Source organism: Frankia sp. AgB1.9 (genome assembly GCF_016786355.1).
Taxonomy (GTDB): Bacteria; Actinomycetota; Actinomycetes; order Frankiales; family Frankiaceae; genus Pseudofrankia.
The window spans coordinates 1-14775 of sequence record NZ_JADWYX010000179.1 but is presented as its reverse complement, the minus strand read 5'-3'; the positions used below and the strand labels follow the sequence as shown (position 1 = coordinate 14775).

Below are 14775 nucleotides of genomic sequence, written 5' to 3'. Positions count from 1 at the left end.
CAGACCAGCGCCACCCACAGACGGGGTTTTATGGCACTGACTTCTATGGCACGCTGTTGAGTTCTCAAGGAGCGGACACGCTCGCTGCCACCGCTCGCGCGGCTTTCACGAAGTGACCCGGACTCACCGGGTATCGCTCTGGACCGTGGCCCCCAGATCGCTCTGGCGGCTCGTTGTCCGGTGTTACCGTACTGTTTCCGGTGAGAGTCTGTCAAATTTCCTCGGTGTGAGGTGTTTTGCGCTCTCACCAGCTCGCCAGATCCTTCGGCGGAAGTTCGTGGCCCTTCTGGAGAGCCGCCCGAACTTTCGCTTTTCAGGTTAGCGAGCCTTCTTGCTAGGTGTCAAATCGCCCCGACTTGCGTCGGCGACCGCCACTTCTTGCCCTATCCACAGCGAAGAAGCCAAATCCAGACCAAAAGGCCGGAGGCGTCTCCAAGTGCTGAGTTTGCCCAACGGAAGGTGAGGGCCCGCTTTGCGGGCTTCACTACCGGGGCTTCGTCAGAACCATACTCCCAAGCTTCGGTCGATCCGTCACCGGGGGTGTCACCGCCCGACTGCCGTGCCGATCCGAGCCCTGCCAGCGCAGTGCGCCGTAAGGAGCAGCGGTCGCTAACTGTACACAGACTCGCGGCCGATGTCGAGGCTCCGGCCGTGACGCCCGCCACTCCCCTGGCTCGGCCGCCGCCACGCCAGCCGCCGGCTCCGCCCGGAGCATGGCCCACGCTGGTTACGACGAGCCAGCCGGGGCAGCTTCCCGCCGCGGCGGGGGCCGAGAGTCCGGGGACAGCGAGAGTCCAGAGACAGCGAGGCGCCTGATCGAAGCGACAGCGCGCCAGACCCGTGGTCCCGGCATGCTGGCAGGGATGACCAACTCGCCCTCCCGCCAGCTCGGCGAGCTGCGCTGGCCCGAGATCGACGGCCCGCTGCCGATCGTCCTGCTTCCCCTGGGCAGCACCGAGCAGCACGGGCCGCACCTTCCGTTGGACACCGACACCCGGATCGCGGTGGCCGTCGCGGCGGCGGTGGCGGCGCGGCTGCCGGGGGCAATGGTCGCGCCGGCCCTCGGCTATGGCGCGAGCGGCGAACATGCTGGCTTCCCTGGCACCCTCTCCCTCGGCACGGCCGCCCTCGAGATGGCCCTCGTCGAGCTTGTGCGGTCCGCGGACGACACGGCTGCCGGCGTGGTGCTGGTCAACGGCCACGGCGGGAACGCGACCGCGTTGAGGGGGGCGGTCCGCCTGCTGACCGCGGAGGGCCGAAGGGTGCTCGTCTGGGCGCCCCGGGCGGCGCTCGCCTCCGCCGTGGGCGTCCCGCGCGCCGCCGGCGACCTTCATGCGGGTCGCGCGGAGACGTCACTGATGCTGCACCTGGCACCGGAGCTGGTCCGTCCGGAGGCGGCGACTCGCGGCCCGAGCCCGACGCTTTCCGATCTGGTCGGGCTTGGTGTCCTGCCTCTCAGCCCGTCCGGCGTGCTCGGCGACCCGACCGGGGCGAGCGCCGCGGAAGGCGCCGCGTTGCTGGACGTGCTCGTCTCCGACGCAGTCGGCACCATCCAGTCCTGGCCCGCAGCGCGCCTGAGCTCCAGGCACCCCGACATACGGAGGGACCGATGACGGCGCCGAGCACCCCCGACCAGGCAGCGGGCCAAGAACCAGCACTGAGCCAAGAACCAGCAGTGGGCCAAGAACCAGCGGCGGGCCAGGAACCAGCCGACGACGCGCCGGTTGCTCTGATCACCGGAGCGGCGCGCGGCCTCGGCGCGGCCGTGGCCAGAGCACTCGACGCCGCCGGCTATCGGCTCGTCCTGGTCGACATCGCGGTGGACAGCGCCGGCCTCGAGACCAGACCCGCCGTCGACGAGAACGCCGGCTCCCCCCCTGACGCCGACCCCGCTGACGCTCCGGGCCCCGCGGCTGGCGACCGCATGCGTCCCTATCCGTTCGCGACCCGGGCGCAGCTGGACGAGACGGCCGCCGGATGCCGAGCGGCGGTGGCGGTGCGCGCGGATGTCCGGAGCCAGGCCGAGCTGGATGCCGCCGTGCGCCTGGCGCTGGACCGGTTCGGCCGGCTGGACGCCGTCGTCGCCGCGGCCGGCGTGATCGCCGGCGGCCCCCCTGGTTGGGAGACCGACGACGACGCGTGGCGGCTGCTGATCGACGTCAATCTGACCGGCGTTCTCACCACCGCCCGCGCGACCATTCCGGCGCTGCTGCGCGCGCCAGCCGGACGGTTCGTCGCGGTGAGCTCAGCGGCCGGTACCCGCCCGCTCGCTCGCCTTGCCGCCTATGCGGCGTCGAAACACGGGGTGATTGGTCTGGTCCGCAGCATCGCGGCTGATCTGGCCGGCACGACCGTCACCGCCAACGTCGTCTGCCCCGGCTCGATGGACACGACGATGCTCGCCGAAACCGCGACCGTGTACGGCCTCACGGATCCAGGCGAGTTCGCCCAGCACGCCTACCTGCGCCGCCTGCTCGACCCCACCGAGGTCGCCGCCGCCGCGGCGTTCCTCTGCTCCCCCGCCGCCGGTGGCCTGACCGGCGCGGTCATCCCCGTCGACGGCGGCTTCACCGGTTGATCGTGCGCAGACGCGCCGGGAGCGGAAGAAGGACCACATGACCATCGGACACGGCCAGGTGAGCGAGCTCACCCAATGACGGACACAAACGAGGCCAGCACTCGCCCCCACGACACGTTGATGTGGGAGGTCCGGGCCGCTCCGGCTCGGCTGCCGGAACTGCTGGCATGGGTACGGGAGCGCGCGGTGCCCGAGTTGCTCACGCGACCCGGCTGCCTGCGGGTCGAGGTCTTCGACGCCTCCGACGAGCGGGTGGTCGTCATCGCGCGGTTCGCCGGCCCTGCCGCCCGGCTCCCGGACCCGCCGGCCGGCCTCCTGCGCCGCGAGCCGCACGCGTGGCCCTTCCGTCACCTGTCGACCCATCGGCCCGCCGCCGGTTGATCCAGACCCGGTCCACGAACCGCGAACCGCCGGCCGCGGTCCGGGTACGGCATGCTGGTGCGGTGCGCGAGATCAAGATCAGGGACGAGATGATCAGGCTGGGCCAGTTTCTGAAGCTGGCGGACCTGGTCGAGTCGGGCGGTGACCTCAAGCCGCTCCTGGCCGAAGGCCTCGTGAAGGTGAACAACGAGGTCGAGACCCGCCGCGGCCGCCAGCTGAGCCGCGGCGACGTCGTCACCCTCGCTGACCGGTCCGTCCGGGTGGGCTGACCCCACCGGTCGCGCGCCGCGTCCTGGCCCGCGGTCCTCGGATGGAGCCAGGGCGCGGCCGGGTCAGCCGACCCAGGCGTACCGGTCGGGGGCGAGGATGAAGGCGGCGGCACCGCGCAGGGCGACATCGGCCGGGGCCGAGCTGGGCTCGACCCGGACGGCGCGGGCGAACTCCATACCGGCGTGCCGGTCGAAGGCGGCCCGCAGTGCGTCCCAGAAGATCGGGCCGGACTGGGAGAATCCCCCGGCGACGGTGGCCAGGTCGAGGTCGAAGGTGGCCGCGCAAGACGCCAGCCCGACACCGACGGCGTCGCCCGCCCGGGTGAGCGCCGCCCGCGCGATCTTGTCCCCGGCGGCGGCCGAGGCCGCGAGGGCGTAGCCGTCGGCGACCGGCTCCCCGTCCCGGTCGGCGCCGCTCCCGACCGCACCGGCCTGGGCCGAGTCCGACCCAGCCGACGGGTCGCCCCCTGTCGAGCCCGAAGCGCTCGGCGCAGCCGAGCCGGACGCGGCCGGCTCCGGCCGCCAGCCCTCGTCCAGGGCCCAGGCGACCGTGCGCGGACCGGAGGCGATCGCCTCGAGGCAGCCCACACCACCACAGACGCAGTCGGGCCCGGCCGGGTCGACGACGAGATGGCCGACATGCCCGGCGTTGCCGGACCGGCCGTGGTAGAGCCGGCCGTCGAGGATCAGACCGCCGCCGACGCCGGTGGAGACGGTCACCGCGAGCAGGTTGCGGGCGTCGCGCCCGGTGCCGGTCCAGTGCTCGCCCACGGCCAGCGCGACGGCGTCGTTGTGCACGAGCACCCCGATCTCGCCGAACGCGTCCCGCAGCCGGGCCCGCAGCGGGAAGTCGCGCCAGGACGGGATGTTCAGGGGCGAGACCTCGCCGGACGGCCACTGCATCGGCCCACCGCAGCCGACGCCGAGACCGGCGAGGCCGGCGTAGTCGTACCGGCCGCCGAGTCCGGCGTCGCCGAGGGCGGCGTGCAGGCAGTCGACGGCCGCCGCGAACGTCACCTCGGGATCGAGGGTCTTCGGCATCGGCCGACGAGCCCGGCCGAGTACGGAGCCCGTGGCGTCGACGACACCCGCGGCGAGCTTGGTACCGCCGATGTCGAGCGCCAGGGCCGCGCGATGACGTCCTGCACCGAGTCCCTCGGCCGTCATCGTGACCTTGGTGGTCGTCGTCGTGGTCACCGGGCCGGCGGTCACCGTCACCCGCTCGGTGGAGCTCGTCACCGTATACGTGCCCGTACTACCGTCCGCCGCCATCGTGCTCAGTCGTCCTCTTCCTCGGTCCTGGATCCGGATAGCGCCGAGGCGTCATCATCGCGCATCTTGGCGGATCCACCGAGGTTGCCGACGGCAATCTTTGACCATCTGGCCACTACGCAGGCGCGATCGGGCCTGATCGCGGCTCCCCGGAGGTGCCAGGGGGCGGCGCCGGCCGGGTCCCGGCGACGGGAGCGGAGTCCTCACGCCACGGGCGCTCCCGTTCCCACATCTCCCAGGGCAGTAGCTGCTCACCGGGCCGTTCGTGTGGGTCGAAGGCGTCGAAGGCGTCGAGATCGAAGGTCCGCACGGCCCACCTCCGCGGATGGGGAACGCACATACGCGACGTCGGCGTCGCCCGCGGGTTGGGCCGGATGCCGCGTGCCGCGGTGGCGTTCGATCGCTCCATCATCGCCGCCGGCACCGCCCGCCGACCCCGATTTCCGGAATCCCGCGAGCCGAGCCTGGGCCCCGGGCAGCAGGACGGCCGGGTCCCACCCCTTTGAGGAGCGGTCACCCGGCCGTCAGGACAGGCCCAGCGATCAGCCCTTGCGCTTCTCGACCTCGTCAGTCAGCTGCGGGACGACGTTGAACAGGTCGCCCACCAGGCCGTAGTCGGCGAACTCGAAGATCGGCGCCTCGGGGTCCTTGTTGATGGCGACGATGGTCTTCGAGGTCTGCATGCCGGCCCGGTGCTGAATGGCGCCGGAGATGCCGACCGCGATGTAGAGCTGCGGCGACACGGTCTTGCCGGTCTGGCCGACCTGGTTCTGGTGCGGGTACCAGCCGGCGTCGGTCGCGGCGCGGGAGGCGCCGACCGCGGCGCCGAGGGTGTCGGCGAGCTTCTCCACCAGGGCGAAGTGCTCGGCGGCACCGAGACCACGGCCACCGGAGACGACGACCTGCGCCTCGGTGAGGTCCGGCCGGCCGGACTTGGCCTCGGCCACCCGGTCGACGATCTTCGCGCCCTTGGCGGCGTCGGAGATCGCGATGTCGACGGTGACCTCGGCGGGTGAGCCGGGGGCGGCGACCGGGGCGGTCGAGTTCGGGCGGACCACGATCACCGGGGTGCCCTTGGTGATCTTGGAATGCACGATCGTGGAGCCACCGAAGACGCCCTGGGTGGCGGTGAGGTCCGAGTCGACCGCGACCGCGTCCCAGATCAGGCCGGAGTCGGTCTTCGCGGCGACCCGTGCGGCGACCTCACGGGAGTCGGACGTCGCGGCGACCAGCACGGCCGTCGGCGCCGCGTCGGCGACCAGCTTGGCGAGCACCTCGGCGACCGGGGCCGCGACGTAGTCGGCCACGTCGTCGGACTCGACGACGTAGACCTTGGCGGCGCCGTACTCGGCCAGATATGCCTTGGCCTTCGCGTAGGTGCCGGCGCCGCCGGTGAACACAGCGGCCGGCTCACCGAGCGAGCGGGCCAGCGTCAGCAGCTCGCCGGTGACCTTTTTGGGCTCACCGTCGGCATGCTCGACGAGAACGAGTACCTCTGCCATTTCTCTCGATACCCCTCAGATGAGCTTCTGCGCCGCGAGGAAGTCGGCGATCTTCGTTCCGCCGTCACCCTCGTCCTTGACGATGGTGCCGCTCTGCCGCGGTGGCGCCGGCTTGAAGTCGACGACCGTCGAGCCCGCCCCCGCGAGGCCGACCGACCCGCCGTCGAGCCCGGCATCGCCCGCCGACAGCGTGGTCAGCGGCTTCTTCTTCGCGGCCATGATGCCCTTGAAGGAGGGATACCGCGGCTGGTTGATCTTCTCGACGACGCCGACGACGGCCGGCAGGCTCGCCTCGACGAGGGCGTAGCCGTTGTCGGCCAGCCGCTCGACGGTGACCTTGCTGGCACCCGGGTCGACAGTCACCTTGCGGGCCTGGGTGAGCTGCGGGAGCCCGAGCCGCTCGGCCAGAAGCGCACCCATCACGCCACCGCGCGCGTCAGAGGCCTCGGTCGCCGTGATGACGAGATCCGGGTTGAGCGTCGCGATGACCTTCGCCAGCGCGGCGGACGTCTGCAGCGCGTCCGAGCCGTGCAGCGAGTCGTCGGTCAGGTGAACCGCCTTGTCCGCGCCCATCGAGAGGGCCTTGCGGATCGTCTCGACAGCCTTCGCCGGGCCCATCGTGACGACGGTGACCTCACCGCCGTGCGCTTCCTTGATCTTGAGGGCCTCTTCGACCCCGTACTCGTCCATCTCGTTCATGACGTTGTCGACGCTGACGCGGTCGACCGTCTTGTCCGCGGCGTCGAGCTTCTTCTCCGCCCAGGTATCAGGAACCTGCTTGACGGTAACGACGATGTTCACGCCTTGGGGCCTCCGTAGCCAACACAATCAGGTGTCCAGTGCTCTTGACATGGTGTCATCGGTCGCCGCGACATGCCCGATGATCGGCGGCGTGACGCTAGCCGCATAACTCACAATGCCTTACCAGATGGGCACTCCTGCCCTCCCGGCGACCCACCCGGCCGGGCGGCGGCCGGTCGGTCGGGGTGTGGCGGGCCGATTTCGGATCACAGATCGCCATCGGACCCGACCCGCCAACGCACACGAGTGCGTAATCCCGCTTTACCGGTTCAGGGGTCGCGGTGACCGCCAAGGTGAGCGGTCTTACACACCTCAGTGCCAGTCCCGGTGGCCCTGCTCGGCCGCGCCGGACGGCACCTGCGGGCGACCGGTGCCGAGCTCAATTAGTGCACCTTTCGCGACTGGATGTCCGTTTGTGGGGCAACCAGAGGGGCGTTGTCGTCACAGAACCGAGCAGGAACCGCGACACGCGGCTACCCGAGCCTGTGCATTCGCTTGGGACTATGCACACTCTCTCGGAGAGAAGTCACGAGTCCACTACTTTCTGGCCCTGGATACGCGTCAGGCGACGGCTCTCCCACTTTCAGTAACAGGATTCGATCCCGGGGGTTCGATGTCCAGCTCCACGCCTGCCAACGACGACCCTGCAGCATCAACCGTGTTCGACCGCCTGCTGCGTGAGACGGGTATGTCTGACACCCGGTTCGCCAAGCAGGTCAACAGCCGGGCTCGCCACCTGCGGCGGATCGAGCTCGGCCTGGCGCGCACGACCGTGGGGCACTGGCGGCGGGGGATGCGGCCCCGGGACCCGATGGTGGCCGAGCTGGCGGCCGCCGAGGTGTCGGCGCTGGTGGGCTACCCGGTGCTGCCGGCCGACCTCGGCTGGCGCGGCGAGCACTACGGGCGCGAGGACCTCGGACTGAACGTCGCGGACGCCCCGGTCGAGACCGTCAGGACGCTGGCCGGGCTCACGGGTAGGGACATGCGACGTCGCGACATGCTCCAGGACGGCCCGGCCTTCGTCGCCAGCGCGTTCGCCGAGCCGGTGCTGTCGAGCATCACCGGTGTCGTCCGGCGGGCCATGCAGCTGAGCACCGAGGTCTCGACCAGCAGCGCCGCCATGATCAGGGACATGACGGAGACCTTCCGGCGGCTGGACGCGCGGTTCGGCAGCGGGGAGATCCGGTCCCAGGTGGTGACCTTCCTGCACGACCGCACCCGGGCCGCGATGCGCGACAACCCCGACGCCGACCTGTGCGGTGCGCTGGCCGAGCTCACCCAGTTCGGCGGCTGGCTCGCGCAGGACAGCGACCGGCAGGCGCTCGCGCAGCGCTACTACATCCAGGCGCTCAGCCTCGCCGAGCACGCCGACGACGCCCAGTTGGCCGGGCGGGTGCTGGCCGCGATGAGCGACCAGGCCGCGCGGCTCGGCTACGAGCGCCAGGGCCTGTCGATGGCGCGGGCGGCCGTCGACCGCGCGCACCGCAAGGCCGCGCCGACGGTCGAGGCGATGCTGTACGACAAGCACGCCTGGGCCTGTGCGCAGGCAAAGGACGAGGCGGGCTGCGTCGGGGCGCTGAACGCGATGGAGCGGGCCATCGGGCGCGGCGCGGACGCCGACGAGCCGGCCTGGGCCGCGCACTACAACGCGGGCGACGTCGCCGAGTGCGTCGGCCACTGCTATCTGCTGCTGGACCGGCCGGAGCGGGCCGCCGAGCATCTGGTCGAGGCCCGGGTGCTGCAGGACGCGAGCCGCGCCAGGACCCGCAGCTACGCCGAGGCGGACCTCGCGATCGCCTACCTGCGCAGCCAGTCCCCCGACCTGGAGGCCGCGCTGGATGCCGGCCAGCGTGCCGTCGAGTACGCCGGGCCGGTGTCGTCGGTCCGGGTCACCGACAAGCTGCGCGAGCTGGACAGCGCCTTCGCGCCCTACCGGGCCGCCTCGGCGGACGTCCAGGAATGGCGCGCCGACGCGGCCCAGATCGTCGATCGCTTCCCGACGTCCCGCAGGCCCGGCCCACTCGACTGAGCCTTCGCCCGGAGGCCCGTCGGGCCGGACGGGTGTGACAGTGATCTCGTCGGCGCGGCGCGGGGGCCGAGTGTCATGGAGCCGCGCGAAACGGGCACTCTGGTCACGTGGTGACTTCGGGGGAGAGCCCCGGCAAGACAGCCGCCGACGTGGCGAATGACCGGACGGCCGACGGGACCGCGCTCGGCGCCGAGGACGACGGCCGGCGGCCGCATACGGGCCGCATGGTGCTCGGCTGGCTGACGTGGCTCGTGCTGGCCGTCCTGGCGCTGCTCGCGCTGGGCCGCCTGACGCACCTCGACGACGCGCTGGCCTACCCGTACTCGGTGGTGAACGCGCTGACGCCGCTGGTGTACCTGCCCGCGTACGCCGCACTGGCGGTCGGCTTCGGGCTGCGCCGCAACCTGCTGATGCTCGCCGCCGTGCCGCTGATCGGGCTGCACCTGTTCTGGACGGTGCCGGAGCTCTGGCCGAGCGGCCCCGACGATGTCCCCGCCGGCGCCGTCTCGGTCCGCCTGCTCGCCGCGAACCTCCAGTACTCGAACGCCCAGGCTCAGGATCTCGCCCCGCAGATCGCGGCCCAGCACCCGGACATCGTCGTGCTGGAGGAGGTCTCCCCGCTGACGTTCGCGGGCGTCGACGGCTCCGGCGCGCTGAAGCCCTACCCGTACCACGTGGTGCACAAGGACCTGGGGGCGTTCGGGTACGCCGTCTACTCCAAGTTCCCGCTGTCGGCCGTCAGCGCGCCCGTGGTCGGCGGCGAACCGATGGCCCGGATGACGGTCACCGTCGGCGACGGCCAGCGGTTCGAACTGTTCGCCGTCCACACGATCTCGCCGACGACCACGGCCTACACGAAGCGTTGGCGCACCCAGCTGGACCAGCTCGCCGCCGACGTGCGGAGCTCCCCGCTGCCGGTCGTGCTGGCCGGCGACTTCAACGCGACCCGGGATCACCGCCCGTTCCGCCACCTGCTGGACTCCGGGGTCAGGGACGCCCATGACGTCACCGGCGCCGGGTGGCAGCCGACCTGGCCGGCCGATCTGACCCTGCCGCCGGTCATCCGGATCGACCACGTGCTCGCCTCGCCGGCGTTCGCGATCACCGGCTACCACCGCGGCGGCAACGACGGCAGCGACCACCTCCCGATCATCGCCACCCTGGCGCTGCGCCGGCCCTGAGGCTGGTCTCCCCCTGACCCTGGATCGGCGCTGGCTCCCACATTTCGGCGCCAGGCCCGAACCAGGTTGGAGAGGGCGCCCAGCGCCCGATCCGGCGGGGCGGCCGAAGGGCGCTCCGCGCCCGGTTCCGGCCGACCGCCCTACCGCTGGGCGCGCAGCACCAGGAGCGACGACCAGGGGGCACGCAGGGTCGCGCCGGCCGGGTAGGTCGCCAGCGGGCGGCGCGGGTCGCCGATGGCTGCGCGGGCCCCGTCGAGGTCGGGGGCGGTCGAGTCGAGGAGCAGGTCGTACCGGGTGGCCCACGGGTCACCGGGCAGACGGACGTCCAGGTCCTCGCCGCCGGGGTGCAGGACGAGCAGGAGGCTGTCGCCACTGGCCGGCGTCCCGTCCGGGCCGAGCCAGTCGAGGCTGTCCCCCGCGATGAACGCGACGACGGTGGCCGGGTCCGGCGCGTTCCAGTCGGCGTCGGACATCTGGGCGCCGTCGGCGAGGAACCAGGTCATGTCGGCCCGATGCGCGACGGTCGACTGGCCGCCGTGGAAGAACCGCGGGCGGCGCAGCGCGGGCGAGGCGCGGCGCAGCGCCAGCAGGCAGGCGACCAGGTCGGGCAGGCCGGGGTCGTCGCCGGCCGGGTCGGGCGCCGGGGCGCGCGTACTCCGCTGGTCGGCCGCGCCGGTCCTGGGGTCGGTGGCCGCCTCGCCGCCGGCCCGTGGACCGGGCCCGTCGTCGGCCGGGCGGTCCGAGCGCCGCGGCCACCGGCCGCGGCCGGTCCTGCGCCGCGGCCAGCCGAGCCAGGAGACCGGGTTGTCCTGGCAGTAGGCGTTGTTGTTGCCGCCCTGGGAGCGGCCGAGCTCGTCGCCGGCGACCAGCATCGGCACCCCGGCCGACAGCAGCAGCGTGCTCAGCATCGCCCGGCGGACCCGGCGGCGGCGTTCCAGGATCGCGGGGTCGTCGGTCGGCCCCTCGGCGCCGTGGTTGGACGAGCGGTTGTGGCCCTCGCCGTCGTGGTTGTCCTCCAGGTTCGCCTCGTTGTGCTTGTGCTCGTAGGAGACCAGGTCGGCGAGGGTGAAGCCGTCGTGCGCGGTGACGAAGTTCACCGACGCGCTCGGCGACCGGCCGGCGTGGTCGAACAGGTCGGACGACGCGGTGATCCGGTAGCCGAGGTCGGCGGCGCTCGCCGCCCGGGCCGTCCACGTGTCCCGGACGGTCGCGCGGAACCGGTCGTTCCACTCGGCCCACGGCGGCGGGAACGCGCCCACCTGGTAGCCACCCCAGCCGACGTCCCAGGGCTCGGCGATCAGCTTCGTCTGGGCCAGCACCGGGTCCTGGCCGATCGCGGTCAGCACCGGTGCGTCGGGGTCGAACGCGTCCGGGTTGCGGGCCAGCGCCGCGGCCAGGTCGAAGCGGAACCCGTCGACGCCCATCTCCGTCACCCAGTACCGCAGCGAGTCGCAGATCAGCCGGACCACGTGCGGCGAGGTGACGTTCAGGGTGTTGCCGCAGCCGGTGACGTCCCGGTAGCGGCGGGCGTCGGTCGGCTCCAGCCGGTAGTAGGCGGTGTTGTCGAGGCCTCGCATCGACAGCGTCGGGCCCCGTTCGTCCTGTTCGGCTGTGTGGTTGTAGACGACGTCCAGCAGCACCTCGAGACCGGCGTCGTGCAGCGCGGCGACCATCGCGCGGAACTCGGTGACCGGGTCGTCGGTGGCCGCGTAGCCCGGGTGCGGGGCGAAGAAGCCCAGCGAGTTGTAGCCCCAGAAGTTGCCGAGCCCGCGTTCGGTGAGGACCGGCTCGGAGACGAAGGCGTGCACCGGCAGCAGCTCGACGGCGGTCACCCCGAGCCCGACCAGGTGCTCGACGACGGCCGGGTGGGCCAGGCCCGCGTAGGTGCCCCGCAGGTGCCGCGGCAGGGCGGGGTGCAGCTTCGTGAAGCCGCGGACGTGCAGCTCGTAGATCACCGTGTCGGGCCAGGGCGTGCCGGGCCGGTTGCGGGTCGGGTCGGTGACCGTCGGGGCACCTCCGCGCCGGGCGGTGGGCACCGGGCGAGCGGCGACGGTGCTCGGTACCGGGGTGACGACGCCGACCGGGACGTAGGGCGCCGAGTCGGTCCCGTCCGCGAGATAGCCGTACGGGTCGCCGTCGGCGTAGCCGAAGATCGCCTGATCCGGGACCAGCGTGCCCTCGACCCGCCGGGCGTACGGGTCCAGCAGCAGCTTCGCCGGGTTGTAGCGCAGGCCGCGGGCCGGGTCGTACGGCCCATGGGCGCGCAGGCCGTAACGCTGACCGGGCCGGACCCCGCGGACGTAGCCGTGCCAGACGCCGCCAGACCGCTCGGGCAGCCGATACCGAACCTCGCCGTGCTCCGCGTCCAGCAGGCACAGCTCGACGGCGTCGGCACCCGGCGCGACGACGGCGACGTTCACGCCATCGGCGTCGGGAGTGACCCCGAGCGGGACCGGCGCACCGGGCAGCACGAGGGGCAGCGCCGGGTCCGGGCGCGTGAGACCTGAGTCGAACGTGTACGACACATCGGCGACGCTAGTGGAACAGACTGATCGCCTCCGGGTGAACGGCTCGCCTGTGGACAGCAATGTGCGATCCACAGGGCCCGCGCTCGACGGCGGGCCCGATGAGATCGTGAGATCCGTCACCCAGGGGCGGCCGGCAGGTGCCGCGGCGGGGTGCGATGTTCCACGGACGGGCCCGGGCGACGGGCGCGGGTGATGGCGGGATGAGGAGGTCGGCCGGTGGCGGTCGTACGGCTAGAGGTCGCGGACGGTGTGGGGACGATCCGGCTGGATCGGCCGAAGGTCAACGCGCTCAACGCGGAGCTCACGGCGGAGCTGCGCGTGGTGGCGCTGGAGGCGTCCCGGCGCGACGACATCCGCGCGGTCGTGCTCTACGGCGGCGAGCGGGTGTTCGCGGCGGGCGCCGACATCAAGGAGATGGCCCCCATGGACGTCGCCGCCATGTCCGGGTGGGCGACCGACCTCACCCAGACGTTCGAGCTCGTGGCGCGCATCCCGAAGCCGGTCTTCGCCGCGGTCACCGGCTACGCGCTCGGCGGTGGGCTGGAGCTGGCCCTGTGCGCCGACTTCCGGATCTTCGCGGACAACGCCAAGGTCGGGCAGCCCGAGATCCTGCTCGGCGTGATCCCGGGTGCGGGCGGCACCCAGCGGCTGCCCAGGCTGGTCGGCCCGTCCAGGGCGAAGGAGCTGGTGTTCTCCGGCCGGCAGGTGCGTGCCCAGGAGGCACTGGAGATCGGCCTGGCCGACGTGGTCGTCCCGGCCGCCGACGTCTACGACGAGGCGGTCCGACGGGCGAAGCGGTTCGTCGACGGCCCGGCGCTCGCCCTCGCCGCCGCGAAGCGGGCGATCGACGACGGGCTGGAGATGGGCCTGTCGGAGGCGCTGCGGCTGGAGAACGGCCTGTTCGTCGGCCTCTTCGGCACCCAGGACCAGAAGGTCGGCATGGAGTCCTTCCAGGAGAACGGCCCCGGCAAGGCGAAGTTCACCGGCCACTGACCGCGGCGCCGACCGGAAGCACCAGAGTCGCCCAGTGGTTGCACCTGCAACGAATGCCCCCGGGCTGACGGCCCGGGGGCGGGACGAGAAGGGCGGGCGGGGACGATGAGCGGCCCAGTCACCGGCGCGGACACCATCCTGGGCCAGCCCGCGGCCAGCACGGACCCGCCGCCGCAGGTACAGCTCACCGACGGCCGCGCGCAGACCGTCGGTGAGATCCCGGTGCGCCGGACGCTGCCGATCCGGACCCGGCGGACCGTCGGAGCCTGGTGCTTCGTCGACCACATGGGCCCGCTGGTGGTGGGACCGGCCGCGGGGGCGCGCGGCATCGACATCGGCCCGCACCCGCACACCGGGCTGCACACCGTCACCTGGCTGATGGCCGGGGAGGTCCGCCATCGCGACAGCCTCGGCTCCGAGCAGCTCATCAGGCCGGGTCAGCTCAACCTGATGACGGCCGGCCATGGCGTCGTCCACGCCGAGGAGGGCACCGACCACCGCGGCACGCTGCACGGCGTCCAGCTGTGGGTGGCGCAGCCCGCGGCGACCCGGGACGGCCCGGCCGCCTTCGAGCACCACGGCGAGCTGCCGCGCGCCGAGCTCGGCGCCGCGGTGGCCACCGTGCTGGTCGGCGAGCTCGCCGGCACGGCCTCCCCGGCCCGCCGGGACAGTGAGCTGATGGGTGCCGACCTGGTGCTGCGGCCGGGGCGGACCGTGCTGCAGCTGCGGCCCGACTTCGAGTACGCCCTGGTCGTCACCGAGGGCGCGGTGCTGGTCGCGAACGGCCCGGCCGGCGAGGTGACGGCCAGGCCGGGGCAACTGGCCTACCTCGGCGCCGGCCGCGCGGAGGTGGCGTTCGACGTGCGGGAGCCGGCCCGCGCGCTGCTGCTCGGCGGCGTCCCGTTCGGCGAGCCGATCGTCATGTGGTGGAACTTCGTGGCGCGCACCCGCGCCGAGCTCACCACGTCGTTCGAGCAGTGGGAGGCGCGCGACGAGCGGTTCGGCCCGGTCGCCTCCGAGCTCGGCCGCGTCCCGGCCCCGGCGCCGCCTTGGCGGTAGGGCAGCTCGGCCAACAGCCGGGAAGTGCGATCGGCACCAGACGGGGAAGCCCCCAGCCCTCATCGGGCCGGACAGTGCGGTCGGCACCAGACGCGGAAGCCCCCGGCGCCCGCCCCCGCGGGGGCCGGCCGGGGGGGCCCCCCGCCCCCCCCCCCCCCCCGGGGGGCGGGGGGGGGGGGGGG

13 protein-coding genes are annotated in these 14775 nt (G+C 72.8%); 8 read left to right on the top strand and 5 right to left on the bottom strand.

The features are described 5' to 3' along the window. Window positions 1-863 precede the first annotated feature (863 nt). From mftE to I6A60_RS38495, 4 genes are all read left to right on the top strand, one after another. Window positions 864-1613, top strand: a complete 750-nt coding sequence (gene mftE, locus I6A60_RS38510; protein WP_238437125.1) for a mycofactocin biosynthesis peptidyl-dipeptidase MftE — start codon at window positions 864-866, stop codon at window positions 1611-1613. After that, window positions 1610-2578: an SDR family oxidoreductase gene (locus I6A60_RS38505; protein WP_238437124.1), complete on the top strand. Its 969-nt coding sequence runs from the start codon at window positions 1610-1612 to the stop codon at window positions 2576-2578. The genes mftE and I6A60_RS38505 overlap by 4 nt, the downstream gene beginning before the upstream one ends. 75 nt (window positions 2579-2653) lie before the next feature. Beyond that, complete coding sequence (locus tag I6A60_RS38500) at window positions 2654-2959, top strand: hypothetical protein (RefSeq protein ID WP_203022126.1); 306 nt, start codon at window positions 2654-2656, stop codon at window positions 2957-2959. Window positions 2960-3021: 62 nt separating this feature from the next. Next, on the top strand, window positions 3022-3228 hold the full coding sequence (locus I6A60_RS38495) for an RNA-binding S4 domain-containing protein (RefSeq protein WP_013422185.1): 207 nt from the start codon (window positions 3022-3024) through the stop codon (window positions 3226-3228). Window positions 3229-3291: 63 nt separating this feature from the next. Here I6A60_RS38495 and I6A60_RS38490 read toward each other — a convergent pair whose 3' ends face one another. The 4 genes from I6A60_RS38490 to I6A60_RS38475 all read right to left on the bottom strand — a co-directional run bounded on the left by I6A60_RS38490 (window position 3292) and on the right by I6A60_RS38475 (window position 6803). Then, window positions 3292-4500 carry an ROK family protein gene (locus tag I6A60_RS38490; protein ID WP_203022125.1) on the bottom strand — a complete coding sequence of 403 codons (1209 nt, stop codon included), beginning with the start codon at window positions 4498-4500 and terminating at the stop codon, window positions 3292-3294. Between the two features lie 115 nt (window positions 4501-4615). Continuing rightward, complete coding sequence (locus tag I6A60_RS38485; protein WP_203022124.1) at window positions 4616-4810, bottom strand: hypothetical protein; 195 nt, start codon at window positions 4808-4810, stop codon at window positions 4616-4618. Between the two features lie 232 nt (window positions 4811-5042). Beyond that, window positions 5043-6002, bottom strand: coding sequence for an electron transfer flavoprotein subunit alpha/FixB family protein (locus I6A60_RS38480; protein ID WP_203022123.1), 960 nt, complete (start codon window positions 6000-6002; stop codon window positions 5043-5045). 15 nt (window positions 6003-6017) lie between these two features. Further along, window positions 6018-6803: an electron transfer flavoprotein subunit beta/FixA family protein gene (locus tag I6A60_RS38475; RefSeq protein WP_203022122.1), complete on the bottom strand. Its 786-nt coding sequence runs from the start codon at window positions 6801-6803 to the stop codon at window positions 6018-6020. A gap of 688 nt (window positions 6804-7491) precedes the next feature. Here I6A60_RS38475 and I6A60_RS38470 point away from each other — a divergent pair. Both I6A60_RS38470 and I6A60_RS38465 read left to right on the top strand, forming a co-directional pair. Then, complete coding sequence (locus I6A60_RS38470; RefSeq protein WP_374113318.1) at window positions 7492-8832, top strand: transcriptional regulator; 1341 nt, start codon at window positions 7492-7494, stop codon at window positions 8830-8832. Window positions 8833-8942: 110 nt separating this feature from the next. Further along, complete coding sequence (locus I6A60_RS38465) at window positions 8943-10013, top strand: endonuclease/exonuclease/phosphatase family protein (protein ID WP_307874088.1); 1071 nt, start codon at window positions 8943-8945, stop codon at window positions 10011-10013. A gap of 140 nt (window positions 10014-10153) precedes the next feature. On the opposite strand, the gene glgX is transcribed toward I6A60_RS38465, so the two are convergent. Then, window positions 10154-12538, bottom strand: a complete 2385-nt coding sequence (gene glgX / locus I6A60_RS38460) for a glycogen debranching protein GlgX (RefSeq protein ID WP_307874087.1) — start codon at window positions 12536-12538, stop codon at window positions 10154-10156. Window positions 12539-12757: 219 nt separating this feature from the next. On the opposite strand from glgX, the gene I6A60_RS38455 reads away from it, so the two are divergent. Continuing rightward, window positions 12758-13534 carry an enoyl-CoA hydratase/isomerase family protein gene (locus tag I6A60_RS38455; protein ID WP_203012110.1) on the top strand — a complete coding sequence of 259 codons (777 nt, stop codon included), beginning with the start codon at window positions 12758-12760 and terminating at the stop codon, window positions 13532-13534. A gap of 105 nt (window positions 13535-13639) precedes the next feature. Continuing rightward, on the top strand, window positions 13640-14593 hold the full coding sequence (locus I6A60_RS38450; protein ID WP_203012111.1) for a pirin family protein: 954 nt from the start codon (window positions 13640-13642) through the stop codon (window positions 14591-14593). Window positions 14594-14775: the final 182 nt, after the last annotated feature.

Coding starts and splice junctions, on each gene's coding strand:
- mftE (WP_238437125.1), top strand. CDS start 864: ATGACCAACTCGCCCTCCCGCCAGCTCGGCGAGCTGCGCTGGCCCGAG.
- I6A60_RS38505 (WP_238437124.1), top strand. CDS start 1,610: ATGACGGCGCCGAGCACCCCCGACCAGGCAGCGGGCCAAGAACCAGCA.
- I6A60_RS38500 (WP_203022126.1), top strand. CDS start 2,654: ATGACGGACACAAACGAGGCCAGCACTCGCCCCCACGACACGTTGATG.
- I6A60_RS38490 (WP_203022125.1), bottom strand. CDS start 4,500: ATGGCGGCGGACGGTAGTACGGGCACGTATACGGTGACGAGCTCCACC.
- I6A60_RS38480 (WP_203022123.1), bottom strand. CDS start 6,002: ATGGCAGAGGTACTCGTTCTCGTCGAGCATGCCGACGGTGAGCCCAAA.
- I6A60_RS38470 (WP_374113318.1), top strand. CDS start 7,492: ATGTCTGACACCCGGTTCGCCAAGCAGGTCAACAGCCGGGCTCGCCAC.
- I6A60_RS38450 (WP_203012111.1), top strand. CDS start 13,640: ATGAGCGGCCCAGTCACCGGCGCGGACACCATCCTGGGCCAGCCCGCG.